This is a genomic window from Litoribacillus peritrichatus, assembly GCF_039537985.1.
Lineage (GTDB): Bacteria > Pseudomonadota > Gammaproteobacteria > Pseudomonadales > Litoribrevibacteraceae > Litoribacillus > Litoribacillus peritrichatus.
Genome location: NZ_BAABBN010000003.1, coordinates 1 through 21,052, shown reverse-complemented (window position 1 = coordinate 21,052; position 21,052 = coordinate 1). Strand labels below are relative to the sequence as shown.

Sequence of the window (21,052 nt, the reverse complement as noted above, 5' to 3'; positions counted from 1 at the left end):
CACCCCAGGCACTAAATCCAATATTGTCGAACCGGTTAATATTTTTCTATAAATATCACAGTTACTTATTGCTACACTTATAAAACAGCTCTCAATATCGAACACTATATCTACAACACAATAGTTAATTTTCAATAGCGTTGAAGTACACCTTATAGCAACATAAAGGAATCAATCTTTCCCATTATTTCTCATGTAAATCACGAACAATTAAATAGATCTAGTTACTGCTCTCGCAGGATATGTAATTTGAAGTTCATCCAGCGAACTAACTACCGTAGTACCAGCCGTAACAATGGAGTTTTTAGCCAAGGAAATATTATGAATCACTGTAGCACCAGCCCCCACATACACAGCACTTTCACTTCGAACTCGACCACACAACGTTGCTCTTGGCGCTATATGGTTATATGCACCAATCTGGCAATCATGCTCAATAACAGCACTTGTGTTAATAATACTATGCGCACCAAGCACTGCTCCTGACTGGACAATAGCGCCTGGGAAAATTTGTACACCAGGGCCTACCTCTGCATAAGGAGATACGATCGCTTCATTTGCAATAACAGTTTCAAATTCATAATCCAACGCCAGATAGGTATCGTTGACTTGTTGTCTAAACTTTGAGCGCGGTATCATACCGATACCATTAACCAACCTTACGGTTTCTGGATCAAACTGTCTGATTTGATCGTCAGAAACCAAACGATTCATACCAGTAAAAACTTTCCTGTGACTAATTTCATCAGGTGACACAACTGCGAGAATCGTTCTATTTTGCCTTAACAAAATATCAGCAATAACTGCCGCATGACCTCCACCACCAATGATTACAATAGGCAATAAATCCGAATCACTCACCGATTAGATCTCCAACGCCATAGCTTTTGTTCGCCTTAGTAGACAGCAGTTCCCAGAACTTATAAGGTGACAGGCCTTCACCTGGTCGTTTAATTACAAGGTTTTCAGCGGTAAACAACTCGCCTGACTCGATAGGCTTCGCCGCTACAATACTTTTTCTAGCAACCGATTTGTTCTTTATTTCTGAAACAGTAGGTGCTTTTACACCAGAGCCTAAAGCTACCTCCACTTGACGAATAGCTAAAATCATTGCTTTTAACTCATTCGGTTCCAACGAAGCTTTATGATCTGGACCTTCCATGTTTTTATCAAGCGTAAAATGTTTCTCGATAAGCACAGCACCACGCGCTGCAGCAGCAATAGGAATTGTAATACCATCACTGTGATCCGAATAACCAGCTTGCAATTCAAACGCTTTTGCAAGAGTGTCCATCGCCCTCAAGTTTATTTCCTCGAAAGGTGCTGGGTATTCAGTTGTACAGTGCAAGATAGTCACTTTCTCTTTTAGTGCTTTCTGTCCTTGTTCTGAGGCATAAGCCTCCTGAAACTTGGCTACACTTGGTTCATCATTTTTAGATGCAATAAAACCAAAAGCTATCACACCTAGCGCCATTTCGATCTCTGCTAACGTTGCCATCCCAGTTGAAACGATCAAGTCACAGCCAGTACGTGCATGCTCCAGTACCAAAGGAGCGTTAGTAAGTTCACCTGAAGGTATCTTCAACCTAGTAAGACCAAGGTCATTAACAAGAAACACTAAGCTTTCCGAGTCAAAAGCCGTCGATAAAAATTGAATTCCCAAACTATTACAATGTTCTACAAGCTTGTGATGAGCCTTATGTGACAATTCCAATCGACTTAACATTGTCAGCTGAGACTCCTGCTTTTGAGTATTAGTCAGTTGATAATCAGCTTGTCTTGCAGACTCAGTTACCAGATTCTTAGCCTTAAAAGTCTGAAATTTCACAATGTCTGCCCCAGCCTGGTAGGCCGCATCCACCAATTCAAAGGCAAGTCTCTCATCACCATTATGATTTACACCTGCTTCAGCAATTATTAAGGTCATTAAACTGTCACTCTACAGTTTCAAAAGATAGGTCATAGAAAGATTTACATGGATCAAAATCTAAAGATTTTATTAACTTAATTATTTGAGAACTAACATCGCCCTGGCCATACGGATTTACAATCCTTTCATCTAAAGATTTATACTTACCCGATAAAGCTCGTTCAATTGCCTCTACTATAGAATGAAATTCAGCGTCAGCATGAAGAACACTTTTAGCGGCCAGTCTACCCTGCTGCCTCTGTCCAATATCAACTGTTGGCACACCAAAAGCAGGCACTTCAATTACACCACTTGAAGAATTACCTATCACTACCGCAGCAGATTGAATAGCACTCAAATAGCGTTGCTGCCCTAATGAAGCAATTGCCAAAACACGTAACGATGACGTTGCTGCATAGTCCTTAAGCATGGGGATAATACGTCTTCCACCGTCATCAGCATTAGGATAGGTCAAAATAACCTGATGATCAGGGTACTGATTTAAAGCATCCAATAAGGCCTGAAAACTTTCTTCTGGTGCCTCACTACCGAGTGTAACTGGATGATAAGTTACAACAAAATAGGGCTGACACAATTCAAACCCTAAAGACTTTGACAGCTCACTCACCGACATAAGCTTAGAACGCTTTAGATGATCCAGACCGATTGCACCAACATTATGAACACGTTCAGGGAGTTCACCCAACTGGATTACCCTCTGTCTATATTCTTCTGTTGAGGTACAGTGAAGGTAACTTAATTTAGTGATTGAATGACGAATGGCATCATCATAAGCACCTTCTGTAATTTCTCCACCGTGTAAATGAACAATAGGAATACGTAAAAGCATAGCAGTCTGAGCTGCAGCTAAAGCCTCAAAACGATCTCCCAGGATTACCAAAACATCAGGCTTTAATCGATCCAACGCATCAGTAAAGCCCAACACTCCAAGCCCCATACTTTTCGCTGTCCCAACAGCACTATTAGATGAGAGCAAGATCTCTATTTTCTCATCAATTTGAAAACCATCATTTTCAATTTGTGTATAGGTTTCACCAAACTCTGGTGACAAGTGCATCCCAGAAACCAATAATTGCAGTGTTAAATCTAAATCAGACTGAATATCCTTTAGAAGCCAGTAAAGCAAACCATATTCAGCTCTAGTACCTGTAAAAACTGCAACCTTCTTCATTTCAACAATGCTACCGGACTACTTGGCAAATTTACTAATCTTGACTCAAAAAATTCAGACTGGCTTAAATCACCACACAATGAGCTCTCAAACATCGGTAAGCGATTCATCAACTGCCAAATCGGACGCGTCATAACACCGGAATCGTTAGTGATTTTAAGAATTTCATCACGCGTATCAGTATCCGGACAAATTATTGTATTTAACCAATAGTTTGATCTGGCGTATTCCGGTTCAACAACAAACTTAAACTCAGAACCGTGAAAAAAACTTTGATATTGCTCTGCTAAATGACGCTTAGTCAATAAATAGCTATCCAATACTTCCATCTGCCCACAACCCAAAGCAGCATTCAGATTTGGCATACGATAGTTAAAACCAGGTTCATCATGATAGAACTCATAGGGATGAGGTACTTTCGCTGTAGTAGTAATATGTTTGGTATGTATACCATCATCTTCTGACTTGCAAAGAATAACGCCCCCACCACCGGTAGTGATAATCTTGTTACCATTAAAGCTTAGCGCACCAAACTCACCAACAGTGCCAGTATGCTTACCCCTGTAGAAGGAACCTAAACTTTCAGCGGCATCTTCAACAAGAATTAAATTCCATTTATTACAAACAGAAACTAATTCATCCAACTCAACCGGATGACCAAAAGTGTGCATAGGCACAACCGCTTTGATTCTTTGGTCTGTTTGCTTATGAAAACAACCTTCCTCAGTCACTTTGGCATTTTCTGTAAGGTAAGTATCCACAGCCTTAGGACACAATCCATAGCTGATAGGCGATACATCTACGAAAACAGGTTCTGCCCCCATGTGGTATAACGCATTACAAGTTGCCACAAATGTCAAAGCCTGAGTTATTACAAGATCACCACTCGCTACACCAGCCATATACAATGCAGAATGAAGTGCCGCAGTGCCATTCATTGTAGCAACTGCCTTTGCTGTACCGGTATAAGCCTCTATTTTATGTTCAAAATCATCAACGAATTTACCCACACTCGATACAAAGGTACTATCGAGGGTCTCCAATACATACTGTTTTTCATTGCCATCAAAGGCAGGCGCATGCAGAGGGATGAACCCATTGGTTTGATAGAGTTCACGAACGAACTGGTTTAACAAAGTAGCTACCATTTTTCTCTTATCTCCCTATTCAGCCCTTACATCTTGCTATCAAGATATTTGCCCGTTTCTTTATGGCCAAAGTCCGGAATCATTTTGAAGAAAAGATCAACAACCTGCTCTTTAGTCCATTGACACTTGTCTTTCATCTCAGTTATCCGTTGTTCGAACATAGCTAATAACTCAGTGTCGTATTCAGGTTCGTTCTTAATCACACCCAAGCTCTCAAAGCGCTCCATATCGAGTATTTCGTTATCAGTAAAGAATTCCTCAAAATCTTTTTCGCCAGTGGTATCACTAGAGGTGAACAAGCATGGCCATTTACCTTCTATTGGCAGAGTTCTGGCAAGCTCTCTCGCTTCATCTTCCGTTGAACATAGATGTGGCTCATAGCCTCGTTGCTTAAGATATTTAACTGCGATATCAGCAAAGGAAATTAGATGAAGGGCTTCGCTGAGTTTTGGAAAGAAGATATCTCTGTTCTCACCAAAGATACAAGACATCAAACATAACTCGCCTGATTCCTGAGGTGTTACGAAATAGCGCTTGATATCATTTGGCGCAACAATAGGCTGATTCTTTTGGATGCGCTGGTTAAAACCATGCAAGAGAGACCCATCAGAAAAAGCCACATTAGCAAAACGTGCAGTAGAAATAGCGATTTGTTCGCTTTTACGCATTAAAAACATTTCCATAATGCGCTTAGAAGCTCCCATCATATTTACGGGGTTAGCAGCTTTGTCGGTGGAAACACAAAAGTACTTCTTAGCACCTGCATCAATAGATTGCTGAATGGTCTTATCCGTATTAAAGACATTCACATCAATCATTCGCATAAGGGTAAACGGGTCTTTTTCGCTCCGAACGTGCTTTAGCGCAGATAGATTCAGAACATAATCATATTGACCATCAGCTTTAATAAAAGCATCATACTCTAATGAACCAATATCTAAAGCGAAGGTCTGAAAGTCACCATCTATGTAACCAAAAGAGCTACGAATATCACGAACAAGCTCAACCATGTTATTCTCGCTGATATCCACAACATGAAGCTTTTTAGGGTTACGCTTAAAGATCTCCTTTGTTACAGCCTGCCCTATCGAACCGGCACCACCAAGTACTAAAAACTTCGACTCAGAAACAATTCGGTTGAGTTCTTTCTTATTCTGATTAATATCATCTAAAAATAATTCTTTATCACGACCAATGAAGCCCAAAATACTCAACATAACTATCTATACCAAACTAATTCGAAATTAAGCTATAAAGCTGATTACCCATAATCAGCTTCTGACCGCCATCTCTTGTAATAGGGCGCCAAGAAGCAGTTAAACTTTCTTTACGGGATTCAACAAAGAAAAGATCCAACGGAAACTTAATGTAAATCCCTTTATCAAAACTTCCCTCGCCAAAATCTTCAGAGGAGACATCAGTAAACGTAGTCCAACCACCCATAACAACGCCTGTTTTGAACTTCCTGCTCAAATCAATTGTTGTCCCAACATCGCCAGCCAGATATCGACCTGCACTAACTTTTGCTAAAGTATTACTAATAGGCATATCATAGTACACAGATAAATGGCCTGTTACCACAGTATAATCTCTAAACTCAAACAACTGATTATAGTCTCGCTGCTTTACGTAATTTGCATCAATTCCCATTGCCAAACGATTACTCACTGACCTGTATAAAAGCTCACCACCAACTCCACCATACATACTTTCAAATAAACCACCGGAAATACGTGCAAAAGTTGTTTTACTGGGCTTCCATATATAATCGCTTTGCATGCGCTTGATACCTGTAGAACCCTCTTCTGCGTACTTAGCCACATCTGAGCGTACATGAGGTAATACCGACTCTGACACAACCTCAAGCTCATCATAATTATTCAGAACATCAATACCCATAACGTTATTTAAAGACCAATTATCATTAAACTGGATATCTGCGGCCAATTTAACCCACAACTGATAAATAACAAATGCTTCCGGAGCACCAAAACTTGGAGAAAACACAGGCCTTATTCGCCAATCAAAAGAAGGGTACTCAACTAATTTATTTACTCCCTCTTCGTAGCCTATAGGAGCATTGCCTTTCTTCATAAATGAAGATTCAAAACCTACTTGAGAATCATTCACTACTGCCTTCTCAAATGGCCCAGTATAGACAACAACTTGGTTAGTATTTAGATTGGCTTCTTGATTAATATAACGGACACTTGATAACGTCGAAGGCAGTTCGTTTATCAAAACTCTTGTTACCCTACCTACTGCTTCAGCCTGATCTCGATATTTGGATTGTTTCGCGTAAATAGTAACTTCAGTATCAGTGCTTTTTAAGGCTGACATATTCACCTTCTCCTTAAGCAAACGATCTCTCAAACCGAACGCTTCCTCATCTAAACTCAATACATCTTTCACAGATCTTAAGTCAGGAGACTTTTGAAGAATACTTTCTGGTTTCTTATCAAACTTAGGCATTAATGCCTCTTCAGAACCAAAATTCATCCCCAGCTGAATACCAGCCATTACCGTATCGCCACGCTCCAAGCCCAACTGAACGGAAAATAAATCATTTATACGATAACCTGCACCAACATTAATTGGGTATACTTGGTTGAAGTTATTATCTAAACCCTCACTCTGATAATCATTTCCATCAAACTCTACTTTTAAAACCCAATCACTTCCAGAAGGAGCGTATTCAACACCTCCAACAACTGAAACCTCTTCTCCAGAAAAATAATTACCAAAAGAAACATCTCCACCCTCGCCTGTTTCAGCGTTGCGATCTTTAAATCGATTACTTATTAAAGTGAATGGGTTTTTTATCCCTCCTCTGGCACCACCATTACCCCATGCTAAACCTAAGGTAAAATCCCAATTAAAGAATCGCTTAGACCCAAGAATATATTCTGTACTAAACAAACCTGTGCCAGCGAAGTCATGCATAGCAAGGGAGACTTCAGGAATCAGTTTAGACTCCTGAGATAAACGAACCTTTACATCAAAACCTCTGTCTTTATAACTTTGGTCTCCGGAAAATTCTTCATCATTGCTGTATTTACGATTAGTTATAGCTGTATATCGAACCGTTCCCTCTAACCAAGATAACACCTGGGCCGAAATAGACGTCCGATTATAAGGAGAGACATGCGAGAAGTTAACATGAAAGTCACCATCAGGTGCATGACGAGCAGTTGGTACCTGCAGGAGACCAACTCCCCCCAAGTCAGAATGAGAGTACCTAACCGGATCATCCAGAAGCCCCTCCTCTCTGGAATGACCTTTCTGAAAAACTAACATCAAAATAATAATTAATATGAAGACCTTCATTATAAAACATTCATTAGATAAACTTTATCTTTGAGCATTGTTCTCAGCTCTTCTTTTAGCAAAAAAGCAACTAACTAAAACCCAAAGCACTCCGAGCATGCCCCCCAATAAAGTACCTACAATGCAAATCAATGCCCTCTTCGGCTCCGACTTCTCAAGAGGTATAACAGCCGGATCAATCGTTCTAAATGCATATTCATCACGGACTTCTGCAAGCATGATTGTTTTTCCATGAGCCTCTATTAATCCATAGAAGATAGCCTGCATATCAACGAGACTAACCTCTTGAATCTTCTGCCGTATAAACTGAATGCTCTTTTTCGCTTCATCAACATCCCGCATCTTCAGGTGATGATTTATCTTTTCAACCAACAAAGTAACCCAGTTTTGAGTTTGTTCAGGTATATACCACTCAACAGAGATAGTTAACATACCTGTTACTTTATCTCTCTCTACACTTAAAATACCTGAAAACTTTTTATATATCTCCCAATCTGTTGGTTCTTTAGTATAAGGAGGTTTCTCTTCACGTACCCATTCATTTTTTTCTTCATTATAAATCTCAGGATCAAGTAAAACTTCCTTAGAAAAACGTACTGGCCGCAAAGCGAAAAGAGGAATCAACAAGTCATTATCTCTAACAAACTGAGTGATAAACTCCCTAGATTTAAGGATAGCTATTGCTTCTTCTGTTTTCCCCGAACTCCCAGCCCCTAAATCAACACCAGCTATAGAGGCCAACCCACCAAACTGTCCAGCCAAAGAAGCCCCCCCCCCCCCATTCGAAGAAGATTCTGCAGGGGCTAGTAACGCCTCACTTTTATACAAGTCAGGCTTAGATAACGCATAAAGAACGGAACAAACTGCAAATATGACCGTAATAAAAATAACCTTTAGTTTTTGAGACCAAATTGCATGAAACAACTCAATCAAATCAATCTCATCTGACTCTCCATCACTATAAACATTTAAATTATCAGAGAGCTGAGGTGATATAGGTTTATTCATTTTTTTAGTCATCCGATAATGTTGCCAACGATGCGGCCGTTATTGCCAACTTAGAGGCAATATCTGTAACACTTTGGGTCAATAGCAACCAATTAATAGGTCTTGCATCTCTTGGTACAATGATCGTTGACCCTGGAGGGATGTTTGTAGGTTTATAATTCCACCAAGACGCCTGTAAACTTCTTGCACTGCCATTTGGCAGAACAATAAATACACGATCATCATCAGCAGATTCACTGTATCCACCTGACTGGTCTAAATAGTCAATAGCTTCAAGCTCTGGATCAAACAATAATGTTCCTGGATTCAGTACTTGACCCACGACAGAAACAGTTCTTGTTCGTTTTGGCATATACAAGGTATCACCAACCTCCAACTTTATATCAAGTTCAGGTCTTACTTCTAATATAGATGGGTCAGCTTCTACAACAATGCGCCCTAATGCCTCCGTTTCTTCAAGATCTTTTGTTAACCCTTGAAGCATTGCAATACCATCAGCACCACCTGCAGACTGGAAAGTTCCACTTGCAATTGCAGTAAACATCGCACTATTTAGTTCTTCAGCAGCCCTCTTGAAAGCCTTTTGTTCAACCTTACGCGTGCCCTCTCTAGTAAACACAGCCCCATAAGGATACGCGTCCTTAGTTAGCCCTCCTGCACGAGAGATCACTTCTGAAAGGGTTTCACCTTTTCGAAAGCTATAAACCCCCGGATAAGTAAACTCACCCACCAGTTTTATCACCCCTTTTTCGATCTGAGTCTGCTTAGGCCGTACACTTACAATATCACCTGGGTTCGCCTGATAAGAATTAGTTAACAGATTCAACTCTTGAAATATTTTAGCGTTAGTTTCTTCCCTTCTAATACTTGCAATTTCGACATGAGCTAAGTCACCATCTTGAGTGATGCCCCCCAAAGCTTCAATCAAAAAGCCGGCATCTACTGACTCCGAAAGCGGATAAAGTCCAGGCTCCCTTGACTCCCCTTGAACAGCAACCACATACTCCATTAACAACGGTAATAAATAGGGAAATTCATTAAAAATAGACGGACATTTCATCACATTTTTCAAGGATATTTGTTCTGCTGTAGCCTGCGTAGCAATCGCTCTCTTAATTCGAGCCCCCCCTTCACTATTTATGACCTCGGCTAATTTAATCAAGCCCCTGCATAACCCAGAAATAGTTCCCTCTTGAACTTCTGTAACAACCTCAGCTCCTGAAATATTTTGAGCCAGTTGAGCCTGCTTAAACTTATCCTCTAGAGACATGCCTTGTTTTAATAACGCATCTGTCTGCTCTTGAAGTTGCCTTGTAACAAGAACACCTTCTTCCTTTAATCGTATAGACGAAGGCTCTTTGCCTTTTAAAACATCATGAATATCTGCAGAAGACAAATAATCTATATGCCCTTCATCAAAAAAGAACACACGATCTCCCGCCTGAAGCCTTACGTCATCAGAATTAACCAACACTCGGTAAGGTAAAAATGTTTTAAAAGTGCGGTTTTTAGTCTGAGGATCAATCCGTTCTATCACACCAAATAAATTATAAGGTTCAGAGTCGTTTCTCTGATACCCCTTAGCTATTTGAAAAAGGTCTGAAAGCTTCATCCCTTTCAAAAATGGATATACGCCTGGATTTGTCACAGCACCTTGAATTTCAACAAGCTTAGGTAATTCAAAAGCACTTGACTGATACTTCAATTCATCTGTAATAGACTTTAATTGCTTTGATCGACTGGAGCTTAAAGACAGAACAGTCAGCTCATCACGAGGTTTAACTAGAATATTCTGAGGCGAGTCACGATTAAGAATAATAGGAATCAAATTAACGGAAAGAAATTCTATTGTTCTATCTTCAGGGTCAACGCGTTTCATTAGAACATAGCGTAAATCGACCTGATCTTGAAAGATAGACATATCCCCTAAAAGATCAGAAAGGCGCATTCCATTAAACCATTGGTATTTACGCTCACGTTTCACATGCCCTTTGACCGAAACAACCTTTTCAAAGTGATTAACGACTGAATAAGCCATCAGTTTATCGCCAGATTGAATAGCCAACTTTAAGTTTTTATCTAACGAAATATCAAGATCTAGCAACACGTGCTGGGCTTTATCGTTAATCCTCTGAACTTGCACATAACTTTCATCCGCAGTTGGCTTCAAGCCCCCAGCCAACTGAATTACATCACCAATGGTTCTTTCTTGTTTGATTTCATAAATTGCAGGGCGATTAACTTCACCATCAACAGAGACAGTTGCCCCAACAGGAGGAATAAACACCGCATCACCTGGAAGCAGCTTTAAATCTTTAGACGTATCTCCCTTCAGAAGAAAATCGTACAGGTCAAACTCAGTAACTACTTCACCTGAACGCTTTAACTGAATATTGCGTAGCGATCCACTTTTCTTAACCCCACCACTGACTAAAATGGCATGAGAAATACTTGATAAGGCACTAACAGTGTAAGAACCAGGCTTCCATGCATCTCCTAACACGAAGATACGCATTGAGCGCAATTCCCCCATAGTAACGACAGCAGTAACACCAATTTTTTGATTTTTAATACGAGAGTAAATGACCTCCCTAGCATCTTTAAATTCCAGTCCCCCCACATATACGAGGCCTAGATCAGGAATATTAATTCCGCCATCCCTATGGACTACCAATGAATGTTGCGCACTAACTTTACCAAACAAGGTCAATTCAAATTTATCACCAGGACCAACAATATAATCCTGAGGGACAGGAATATCTGTTACTGGAGCAAAGGTTGTAGGTGAAGAAGCAAACAAGTCATAACCAAAACGAATTAGCTTTTCTGTAGCCACCGAAGTTTTTGATACATCTCGAGAATTAAAAATTTCAGGTTGAACCAGAGCTTCATTTTTATTAACCGAAGCTCCATTTTGCTGAAGCATTTTTATCGCCTGTGCTTGCTGGTCACTAGGCAAAGTACTTATGACAGACTGATACTGACTTGGTATGGCTGCTTGTGCCGAATTGATTAGAAAAAAAACTAGAAACGTAGATACAATGAAACCAAATAATTGGCGAAGAGGCATAACCTTCAATCCCTGATAATAAATTCTTTCCTAAACGACACAACCAAAAGCTGAGTCAAACGATTTAGCACACCAATTTACACTGTTTTCTCTTGGTCTTTCAATCATGTTTGTAAACTTTCTTAACTTTTTCACATTTTGACTGAAAAACACCCAAATACTGCTCCGAAACACAATTATTTAGGCACAATACCCCCTAGTATTAACCAATTCATCTTCAGGAACATTAAGAAATTATGAACAATTACATTGCTTAAGCTGCTGTGATATCAGTGCTTTCTTCAGCAGTATTCGTCAGCTAACTACACCTGCCGCACAATGATTAACTCAGCTCAAAAGGGATATGCCTAAACTCTTTCCACTGAATCGTACAACTAACAACATATTTAAAAAATCAAGCTCACCTCAACACTACCCAATTTTGAATAGGCTAATTTTGATATTCCTGTCACCTCTTTTTCTTCTCTAGTCAAACGATTAAAGTCTTCCTCTGAAGAAAAAATAATTACATAACGCTCTTTATAAGACGATTTAATCTGTATCCGTCCTTCAAGGTAAGCAAGACGCCTCCAGGTCTCTGGGTGATACTCAATAACAGAGTCAGTTACGTACCTGGTCGGCTCTTTATTTTCATCTAGAAACAATAAAACCGGATATAGAATGCCTTTATCAGAAAAGCTTTTAATTTTTAAGCCATAAGTAATATCTGAGATTGGCAGACTCACAGCCACATAATAACTCTCGCCTGTTGGAAAACGATAACTGGGGGACAAGTCATTCAATTTTTCAGAAACGGAATTGTCAGGCGTTAATGAATAAAAGTCTGCGTCTTGTAGCTGCGCGCAACAGACATCTTTCAACCTAGAAACCTTATCTTTATTATGTGAAACAACAGACTCTTCAGAAGCTTTCATATAAGGCACGAGTTCACCTAAGCCTCCTCCATTAGCATTTTCAGAAGCATCAAAAACAAACTCTTTCCGGTCGGTGTAGTCAATAACACCTCTTGACGCAGGAGAAATTCCGGCAGGCTGATATTCTGAAGATAACAGCCTTCCTGTAGGATCTACCCAAGTATAATAAGGTTTTTCCCCTCCATCTCGAACAAAACCTTTTCTAGCCAACTCATCCGCATCAACAAAATCGGATGCAAGCTCACCGCCATTAATAACAACTTGATTTAGATCGACACTTTGAGGCCTCGAGGCATACTCCGTATTATTAGTACGACCATCAGCCTCAATCCATGTGTAGTATTTTCTTTTTTCTTCTTTGGGGGCTTTTGGGTTCACCTGAAGACCAACCTCAGCAATACGCTTATCTTCAGATACAAAGTCAGATAAAGATAGCTCCTTGTAGTGCTCCAGCTCTACATAAGAAACAGCTTCACTTTTCATAAAGCTGTTTCTTAAATCACCATTTTGGTCAATCCACGTATAATACTCACCTGCGTGTACATTAACGGCAAACAGTACAAAAAAAGCAGCAAGCGCGAATCGGTTACAAGACATAAGCTACTTTACTCTTAATCTCTTAAACCTAGCCAGCATTATAAGAGACAGTAACATTATAATACCTATGGACCCGGCTTCCTTTTTAGATGGTATAGGCCGGCCGCCATCACCCACTTCGGTTTCATCTAAAGTAAATGTTCCCAAACCACCCGGGTCTTTAATATAACCATCTACAAGGCCATCATCATCATTTGGGCCACCATCTGTAATCTTCAATAATAAACAGTCATCATCCTTACGCGCTCGTTTATTAAGAGAAATATAGCTAGGAGAATCAACACCTGGGCAAATTCCATTTACACTTCGAGCAGAAGAGTAGAAATCACCGTTCTCCGTTGAAAATTCAACCCACTTATTTCTTTTAATTTTGTAATAGGTTGACCGGTTCTTCATAGGCTCATCCAACTGTATCACAACAGAGACTTGATCACCTGGCTTAGCTAAACCTCCAATTTCAAAACTTAGAACCTGCTCAACACCTCTTGAGTCCTCATTAACAATTCCATGTTTTTTCTCATAAGCCTCTAAAGAGGCGACTGCATCATCGCCAAAAATAAGCTCTTCATCATCAACAACAGAGTCATCGATATCCAAATACACAGACAAACCCAGTTCAGTTAAAACTTTCGTGTGTCCCTCTGAGTTAATAACTAAATTTGTAAGAGGTGTTTCCCCTTCATAAACATCAGGAACACCATCAAAATCAGCATCTGCAATTAAGCCATTACCATTGCTATTATTCAGAATATCAATCTGCATACTTCTCTTCACTGGCAGCTGCGTCAAATCTCCCTTCTTGTAAACACCAACAATTATTGGATAAACGCCTTCACTAACACTTGTAGGGTTAATTCTAAGGATATTACCAGCAGCATTGGTGTTAATAACAAAGTCCGTCGTCTCTGACCAGTTAATTTCATAGTCCGTATTCTCAGTTAAATCAATAGGTTGCCCGAGAACCTCTAATTGAACCTCAACTTCAATTATTCCCTGATCATCTATAAATTTACGAGTTTGAACGCCTGATTGAGAGGCTTTAAGCACAACCTGAGGAACCAATAATTCAGGATCAGCCACCCATTCCAGCGCTAAACGGGCAACAGCATTCTCTGCTGCGTTCTCCACTGCTTTAAATGATACTTCAACATTTGTCCCCTCAACCAAACCAATTTCAGAAGCATTTACTGAACTACAAGCAACAAGTTCAGAGTCAGAAAATACAACCTGAACAACCACATCTTCTTCAACTTCTTCTTGATGCTCAAGCGTATCTTCAGCGGTCTCACCCTCCGGCTCGATAGTTATAATTGGCTGTGTTAACCCAGCGCCAGGTTGTGTTAATCCATCACTAGGGTTATCTAGCTCATCTTTTACCTCTGATATAAGCAGGTCAACCGCAACAGGATAACTAAATGCCTCGCCATTCAACTGAATACATAAGTCAAAAGCATCTTCTGTAATAAGCTGCTTAGCTCTTGGAAACTCCACTCTTGGTTTTACGTGCACCTTTTGCTCATGCACAGCTTTATTTCCAAATTCATCTGTACTCTCCCAAATAACAGTATGTACACCCGGAGGAAAGTTATTGGATTTATAGTTTGTTTGAATAACATCAACACTTGCGTTGTCAGCACCATCTACAGCACTTGCCTTACCCAAAGACTCAATTGCCGTTAGAACACCTGTTGAGTCAACTCGCCTTGTTGATAATTTCGAACGAGCAATGACAGGAGCATAATCATCTTGGGTCGGGTCAGTACCAGCCGAATACTCTTGTTTATTACTAACACCATCGCTGTCATTATCAAGGGCGCTATCACTTGCATCTCTTTCAGATAAGAAGTCATATTGATTTTCATAGGAATTGGGCAAGCCATCACCATCAATATCAGGGTCTATAGCATCAGCTTTACCATCGCCATCTAAATCTGCATGGTATGCTTGATCAAGAGGAAAGGCATCTTCACTATCATTATACCCATCTCCATCAGTATCCCAGACATCAGGTAACGTATTAGTATCAAACTCTTCAAGGTTTGTTAAGCCATCGCCATCTGGATCGTCTGAAGCATCTTCAGGGTTATATGAAGATAGAATATGGGGGTACAAATCTTCCAATATATTAACAATACCATCGCCATCAATATCACTATCTACCGCATCGGCCTTACCATCACCGTCAAAGTCAGCATGAAATTCAGGGTTTGTAGGAAATACATCTTCACTATCACTATATCCGTCGCCATCTGTATCGGCCTTTATCGGGCTGGTTCCAAGTTCAAACTCAGCTAAGTTTGTCAAACCATCCCCATCGACATCCTCCTCTGCATCCTGAGCCCCCTCAGAATTTGAGTTAGGATCTAGTCCATAGTAAAGCTCAAAGTGGTCAGGCATTAAATCGCCGTCAGTGTCTGACTCCCTGTTAACAGCAAAAAGGTTTTTAATGTAAATATCTTCTTCGATATCTACACGAGGGTTCTGATTAATTATTTCAAGGACAGAGATCATAGGAGAGCCGAACGAAGGTATCTTGTACTTGAATCTTTGCCACCCCTCAATCACCTCGCCCTTATTTTCCAACTGCCCAGAAAAACCATTAAAAGAGATTTGAAATTCATAAGGAGCTTTAATATCAAAATAAATGTCTCCTGCAACGGAAGGAGCCCACAATAGACTTAAATTAACCCTTGTTAGCCTAGACGCATGAAGCACCCTCTCGCCGTCAAGCTCATTTACACTCCAGGCATCCACAGTAGTTCGAGTAGATAACACATCATCAGGTAAAGACAGCAGATCACCGTCCAACTCAAACACATGATAAGGAGCCAATTCACGATGAGACTGATCATCATTAGGGTTTGTCTCTAAAATATATTCTGATAAATTACTGAAACCATCCCCGTCTAAATCATGATGAGCATCAAGAATCGTAGGGTCGAGTCCATTAGCAGACTCCCAGTCATCAGGAAGATAGTCTCCATCCTCATCCCCCGTGATTTCATAAACTACTTCATCAATTAAGACTCTTTCTGATAAATCAATGCTGACTCCCGAGGAGTAAACACCTGAAGACAGTAAAAATAAGAAGGCTGCAGATAAAGGCCTCATAGATTTATATTCGAACATAATCACACCCTAAAATTTCGTCCTGAATGACATACCCGCTAACACGAGCGTCAATTTAGTTTCTACGTCCAAACCTGCGTATGGGTTATATACCAAATTAGTGACACTCAATTCATTCAAACCGTCACTGGTATTAGCGGGAATGTATTCCTTAGACTGCATAAAAGTAAAATCGAAACTGAGTTCAGTATCCTTATCCCAGCTATACCCAATACCGGTACTGAACATATGCACATCACCCAAAGGCGCAAGAATGTTTCTCCGATGATCAGGAATGGAAGATTTACGAGGCTCATAGCCTAAGCGAGTACGTAAACGAGAAGTAATTCTATGCTCGAAACCTACCCCCCAGGACCAAACACTTTGATACTCAAGCGGGATTTTAATGCTTCTGGCACCTACGTTCGCACTTGATAAAATTTGACCGGCGCCGGTAATATCCAGGCTTCTATCAAACTCAACCACAAAAGCATCCCACTCATCATAATCTGCATAACCAACATCAAAGGTAAGAGTATGGTTGGGGGTCAGATCTAATTTTATCCCTGTCTGAATGTGTTTTGGATAGGTAAGATCCATTTTGGCATTACCGTAGTCCTTATCTACACCTCGCGGTAGGTTAAAAATTGCACCAGTAATCGCGCCAAATATAGAAGAGTTGAACGACTGCCAGAAGCCTGCAAAGTCATCAGTATAATCAAGAGTGTATTTTCCGCTCAAAGTCATCTTTGATTCACTTTGATAACCCAGTCCCCAAGAAAACCAATCTGTCGGTTCCCAAAGAACACCAAGGTTATATGTCGGAGATAGCCGCTCCTCCAACTCCAAAGTTAACTCACCTGCCGGCCTAAATGGCCCTACTCGCCCCCCACACAAAGTGATCAAAGGGGCCAAAGGGTCTGAACCACCGCCGCCTTCTTCACAGCCAAATGCATCCTGCAGGATATCTGCCATTGCCACCAAAATATTCGGCGTTCTCATGTCCTGCTGCAAATAAACAGACTGATAGGACATATTAAAAGAAGCGCCAAAAGAGAGTTCATCGTTGTATTTATAACCAATCGCAGGTGAAAAATACGTTACACGAGTCAATGCAACTTCCTCACCCTGAAAAGCGCCAGGGTCATTACCATCTCTTTTGTAACCAAAACCAAAAGGAACATAAACCCCATTACCAAATGAAAATTTTGAACCTGGCGGTTGAATGGAAATACCTGCACTTGGCAAGGCAGTCACAGGCAAGTTAGGAGATTGGTAACCAACTAGAGGTGCATATAAAGCAAGCTGATTTGTTAAACTTTTTGTATTGGCTACAGGGTCATCTTCTTCATCCAACCCCAAAATTTCATAATCAGCAGGCGCATCAAATTTAGCGCCCAACCTTAAATAGGCATTTGTGACACTTAATTCAAGCTGCCTTCCATCCAACTTAGTCAGACCTGCAGGGTTAAAATGAATGGATTCAACAACGCCTTCAGGGTTTGCAGTTACGGCATTTCCCAATGAACGGGCATGAGGACTGATTGTAAGGTTCGTACCCATCTGCCCATAACTTAATTTTGGGCACAAGAACGCAGTCACTACCAAAGGCAGCATATAGCTCAGCTTAGATTTCATTAAACTATCCAATCAATTATTTGTTATTTTTATAATCTGACTATTCTTCGCCGAAACTTTTTAATCCAGAAATATCCAGCGGCATACTAAAGCCTACAAGCATATCAGGAGAATCTTCCGTCAAGCCAAAGCCCGTATTCACATTAACAATAGTTGTTGGACTGACCCGAACTCCTAGCGCAAAACTCATTACCCCACTGAATTGTTCACCGAGCTCTGACTTATTATTATCCACAATAATACGTTGCTCAGGCTCATCATCAGTGCCTACCTCCACAACTCGGGTTGTGTCTTTAAAATCAAAGGTAGTTGCTTGTGTAAATGACCCTTGTACTGAGGCGGTAAGGCTCACATCATAAGAAAGCGAATAAGCAAAGCCTGCAGATACCGAATAAGAATCGCCAGGTTCAACCGCTTCTAAAATCCGGCTTCCTCTCACCTGCTGAAGATCTTCAACAGCAAAATTATGTGAGTAGTTTAAAGAACCAAACAAAACAACCGGGTCCAGAACTTTACTAACACTGCCGCCAAACCCCATAGAATAATAACCACTGCCGGTAGATAGCTCTTGATCCACAATAATATCGTAAGGGCTATCCCCGGTTGCAGTGCTGAAGGTTGCAAATAACGTCTTATTTAACTCTCCTGGCACCACGGACCAAGGCTGCCAACGGATACTGAAAGACATATCTCCCATACCATAAGACTCAAGGTCATTCTGGGTTTCAAACTTAGCAACCAGAGGGATAGTCACTGAAGCAGTAACGTTGTCTTTAACGCCATAATCAAAAGTAAATGCATTGGTAAATGTATGATTAGCAGAAGGAGACACATTCACCGAGCGCAACGAAGAGTTATCCACTTCCAGATCAATCGCCTGGTCACCAAAATAACTGAAGCTAAAGCTATAATTTAAAGACGTTCCGCCTTTCTTAAGAAGTGAATAATTGTTTTCTGCTGCCTGAAAAACCTCTTCAAGCGCTTTTTCTGCATCAGCATCACCTTCTTTTTTCGCAAGAGCTTCTCGAGCTGCTGACTTCGTCTCTTTTTTGTCCGCAGCTTCTGCCAACGGAGCATAGGCAGCTGAAACGCCTAACACAAAAGCCAAACCACAGCTTAGATTTTTAACACTCATAAGAAATTTCCCTGCTTCATTATTTTTTTTATTGACGCTTAAAGTGTAATCGACTCTTACCTTCTGGATTACGCTGATAATCTCTGGTCAGATTTTCCGCATCTGGAATTAAATTATTAATTTCTTCAACTTCATCCGCTGACAGGTCCGGGTCGAGATCGAATAAAATGGTGGATTGACCGGTTGCATCTGTCACAAGAACCGAATATGTCTGTACCTGCCCCATCGCAGTGGAAGCCCCATGCTCAACTGCAGTTGAAAATTGCGGTTCCTGATGAAAAGCAATGTGGTTGATGGTGGATTCATCAATATAGCGCAGATCTTCATCTTTAATTTCAAGCGCATCAATAGGCTCATACTCACCAGGAAATACAATAAAGACGACGTTTCGATCCCAAACTTCTTCAAAACGCTTCAAGGTAAAACTTAAATTCCCCAAAGAAGGATCAGCAATAAAAACACGGCTATCTACAACATCACGAATCACCACAAAATGCTTAAAGCCGGCGTATTCAATAGGCACAATCGCAGGGTGTTCCAGTTCAACGATATCATCAATACTGGCCTTAAACCCTCCGGCAGGATGCCCAAGAGCCGTAACCAAACGCTTCATGTCCAACAAGGAGAAGCCTTTTCTTTCTACAATTTTTTCTGTTTCACCGTACTCAAGCAAACCTTCCATTACATGCCTTTCCTGGAAGTTTCGACCCAAGTAGTAATCAAGTACGGTTGTCAAAGCCGCTGAACCACAACTGTAGTCATAGGCCTGTCGAACCATATTCTTAAAACGCATGGAGGATAGAGGCTGTACGTTAGTTTTATCTTGAAAGGAAGGAATATAAGCATTACCCGATTGTTCAAAATAAACCACATCGCGAGGCTTATCCTGAATATCAGTGACTTCGTAAACAGCAAAGAGGGCAACTAAAGAGCCTAGCAGCATTATAATCATATGAACGTTTCTTATTATTGTTACTGGTACAACCAATATAGACTGATTGTACCAATATTTGTATTAAGCGTTTCACATTTTATAACAGAAAAATACAAAATTAACTATTATCTGTAAAAACTGAAGGTATATTTGTTTCAGAAACTGTATTTTCTGTGTGGATTGTAATGATTTCTTCTTTCCTATCTTCACTCACTGGTATGAAGCGATACAAAGCAATATTGGCTGCATGCTCTAACTCGATTGACAACCCTTGAAGCTTCACTCCTTTAACTTCCATAAGAGTATACATAGCTACAGATGAAGCCCGAATCTCACCGTCTTTTGCTGTTTTTCTAAGCTGAGCTCTTAAATAACTTGCCTGATCAATTAAAGACATTTTTTTAACATCTTCGTTATCTTCAGGTAAATACAAAAAGCCCACATGACCGTCATTTTTAACAACAGCGGCAAATGGCACCACTTCCCTTTTTGCGTCAAGTTGGCTGGCAGAACCATTCAACGCATACTTAAATAAGTTATTTAAGTCAGCCTCAATCAACTCTTCTGAGTACTCCTTAGAAAAAGCAGACATTGAACAAAGTAAAATCGAAATCAGTGCGAGAACACGCATAAGTTAACCTCATGTTATTTTTATAGTTTGAAGAGTATACCGACAAGATTTTACAACCTCAACGTAACTTATAAAACAAACACCCACAAAAAAACCGCCCGAAGGCGGTTTTTTTTAACTCGGAGAGTCTTAGGTATTAGTGACCGTATACAGTCAAAGTTGTACCAGACACATCCAAGTTCTCTAGATGTACGTTACCGATTGAGCTAGTCACCAATCCAGCAAGTGCACCCGTTGCAGTTGAAGTACCGATCGCTACGTCCATATCGATATCAACGTTGAAACTGTTCACTGACAAGCTCAATGCATCAGACACGGCTACAGTCGTTGCTGTACCAGCAATGTCTGCTGGGCTTGCAAGGTTATACGCTGTATCCACGGTATCAACCGTCACGTCGAAATATGCAAAGCCACCCTGCGCAACACCTGCTGCACCCAATG

At 40.5% G+C, this 21,052-nt stretch carries 15 protein-coding genes; all 15 read right to left on the bottom strand.

Annotated elements, in window-relative coordinates; all coding sequences use genetic code 11:
• Nucleotides 1–210: 210 nt before the first annotated feature.
• Nucleotides 211–861 carry an acetyltransferase gene (locus ABD744_RS00840; protein ID WP_344794471.1) on the bottom strand — a complete coding sequence of 217 codons (651 nt, stop codon included), beginning with the start codon at nucleotides 859–861 and terminating at the stop codon, nucleotides 211–213.
• Nucleotides 854–1,927, bottom strand: coding sequence for an N-acetylneuraminate synthase (gene neuB / locus ABD744_RS00835; protein ID WP_344794469.1), 1,074 nt, complete (start codon nucleotides 1,925–1,927; stop codon nucleotides 854–856). The genes ABD744_RS00840 and neuB overlap by 8 nt, the downstream gene beginning before the upstream one ends.
• 7 nt (nucleotides 1,928–1,934) lie before the next feature.
• Entirely contained in the window at nucleotides 1,935–3,101 is a 1,167-nt protein-coding gene (neuC, locus tag ABD744_RS00830) for a UDP-N-acetylglucosamine 2-epimerase (protein ID WP_344794466.1), read from the bottom strand.
• Nucleotides 3,098–4,249, bottom strand: a complete 1,152-nt coding sequence (locus ABD744_RS00825) for a LegC family aminotransferase (protein ID WP_344794464.1) — start codon at nucleotides 4,247–4,249, stop codon at nucleotides 3,098–3,100. The genes neuC and ABD744_RS00825 overlap by 4 nt, the downstream gene beginning before the upstream one ends.
• A gap of 26 nt (nucleotides 4,250–4,275) precedes the next feature.
• Nucleotides 4,276–5,466 (bottom strand): UDP-N-acetylglucosamine 4,6-dehydratase, encoded by a 1,191-nt coding sequence (locus ABD744_RS00820; protein ID WP_344794462.1) that lies wholly within the window; start codon nucleotides 5,464–5,466, stop codon nucleotides 4,276–4,278.
• A 16-nt stretch (nucleotides 5,467–5,482) separates the two neighbouring features.
• The gene (locus ABD744_RS00815; protein WP_344794460.1) at nucleotides 5,483–7,576 is read right to left on the bottom strand and encodes a YjbH domain-containing protein; all 2,094 of its coding nucleotides are present in this window, start codon (nucleotides 7,574–7,576) and stop codon (nucleotides 5,483–5,485) included.
• A gap of 24 nt (nucleotides 7,577–7,600) precedes the next feature.
• Nucleotides 7,601–8,596: a Wzz/FepE/Etk N-terminal domain-containing protein gene (locus ABD744_RS00810; protein WP_344794458.1), complete on the bottom strand. Its 996-nt coding sequence runs from the start codon at nucleotides 8,594–8,596 to the stop codon at nucleotides 7,601–7,603.
• Nucleotides 8,589–11,654 carry an SLBB domain-containing protein gene (locus tag ABD744_RS00805; RefSeq protein WP_344794456.1) on the bottom strand — a complete coding sequence of 1,022 codons (3,066 nt, stop codon included), beginning with the start codon at nucleotides 11,652–11,654 and terminating at the stop codon, nucleotides 8,589–8,591. The genes ABD744_RS00810 and ABD744_RS00805 overlap by 8 nt, the downstream gene beginning before the upstream one ends.
• A gap of 386 nt (nucleotides 11,655–12,040) precedes the next feature.
• Complete coding sequence (locus tag ABD744_RS00800; protein WP_344794454.1) at nucleotides 12,041–13,165, bottom strand: MalM family protein; 1,125 nt, start codon at nucleotides 13,163–13,165, stop codon at nucleotides 12,041–12,043.
• Between the two features lie 3 nt (nucleotides 13,166–13,168).
• Complete coding sequence (locus ABD744_RS00795; RefSeq protein ID WP_344794452.1) at nucleotides 13,169–16,294, bottom strand: choice-of-anchor U domain-containing protein; 3,126 nt, start codon at nucleotides 16,292–16,294, stop codon at nucleotides 13,169–13,171.
• Nucleotides 16,295–16,303: 9 nt separating this feature from the next.
• Nucleotides 16,304–17,911, bottom strand: a complete 1,608-nt coding sequence (locus ABD744_RS00790; protein WP_344794450.1) for an OmpP1/FadL family transporter — start codon at nucleotides 17,909–17,911, stop codon at nucleotides 16,304–16,306.
• Nucleotides 17,912–17,951: 40 nt separating this feature from the next.
• The gene (locus ABD744_RS00785) at nucleotides 17,952–19,046 is read right to left on the bottom strand and encodes a transporter (protein ID WP_344794448.1); all 1,095 of its coding nucleotides are present in this window, start codon (nucleotides 19,044–19,046) and stop codon (nucleotides 17,952–17,954) included.
• A gap of 28 nt (nucleotides 19,047–19,074) precedes the next feature.
• Nucleotides 19,075–19,998 carry a C39 family peptidase gene (locus ABD744_RS00780; protein ID WP_344794446.1) on the bottom strand — a complete coding sequence of 308 codons (924 nt, stop codon included), beginning with the start codon at nucleotides 19,996–19,998 and terminating at the stop codon, nucleotides 19,075–19,077.
• Between the two features lie 100 nt (nucleotides 19,999–20,098).
• Nucleotides 20,099–20,611: a hypothetical protein gene (locus ABD744_RS00775; RefSeq protein ID WP_344794444.1), complete on the bottom strand. Its 513-nt coding sequence runs from the start codon at nucleotides 20,609–20,611 to the stop codon at nucleotides 20,099–20,101.
• Between the two features lie 136 nt (nucleotides 20,612–20,747).
• A partial coding sequence (locus tag ABD744_RS00770) for a hypothetical protein (protein WP_344794442.1) occupies nucleotides 20,748–21,052 on the bottom strand: 305 nt, incomplete at its 5' end.

Coding starts and splice junctions, on each gene's coding strand:
- neuB (WP_344794469.1), bottom strand. CDS start 1,927: ATGACCTTAATAATTGCTGAAGCAGGTGTAAATCATAATGGTGATGAG.
- neuC (WP_344794466.1), bottom strand. CDS start 3,101: ATGAAGAAGGTTGCAGTTTTTACAGGTACTAGAGCTGAATATGGTTTG.
- ABD744_RS00825 (WP_344794464.1), bottom strand. CDS start 4,249: ATGGTAGCTACTTTGTTAAACCAGTTCGTTCGTGAACTCTATCAAACC.
- ABD744_RS00820 (WP_344794462.1), bottom strand. CDS start 5,466: ATGTTGAGTATTTTGGGCTTCATTGGTCGTGATAAAGAATTATTTTTA.
- ABD744_RS00815 (WP_344794460.1), bottom strand. CDS start 7,576: ATGAAGGTCTTCATATTAATTATTATTTTGATGTTAGTTTTTCAGAAA.
- ABD744_RS00810 (WP_344794458.1), bottom strand. CDS start 8,596: ATGACTAAAAAAATGAATAAACCTATATCACCTCAGCTCTCTGATAAT.
- ABD744_RS00805 (WP_344794456.1), bottom strand. CDS start 11,654: ATGCCTCTTCGCCAATTATTTGGTTTCATTGTATCTACGTTTCTAGTT.
- ABD744_RS00800 (WP_344794454.1), bottom strand. CDS start 13,165: ATGTCTTGTAACCGATTCGCGCTTGCTGCTTTTTTTGTACTGTTTGCC.
- ABD744_RS00795 (WP_344794452.1), bottom strand. CDS start 16,294: ATGTTCGAATATAAATCTATGAGGCCTTTATCTGCAGCCTTCTTATTT.
- ABD744_RS00790 (WP_344794450.1), bottom strand. CDS start 17,911: ATGAAATCTAAGCTGAGCTATATGCTGCCTTTGGTAGTGACTGCGTTC.
- ABD744_RS00785 (WP_344794448.1), bottom strand. CDS start 19,046: ATGAGTGTTAAAAATCTAAGCTGTGGTTTGGCTTTTGTGTTAGGCGTT.
- ABD744_RS00780 (WP_344794446.1), bottom strand. CDS start 19,998: ATGATTATAATGCTGCTAGGCTCTTTAGTTGCCCTCTTTGCTGTTTAC.
- ABD744_RS00775 (WP_344794444.1), bottom strand. CDS start 20,611: ATGCGTGTTCTCGCACTGATTTCGATTTTACTTTGTTCAATGTCTGCT.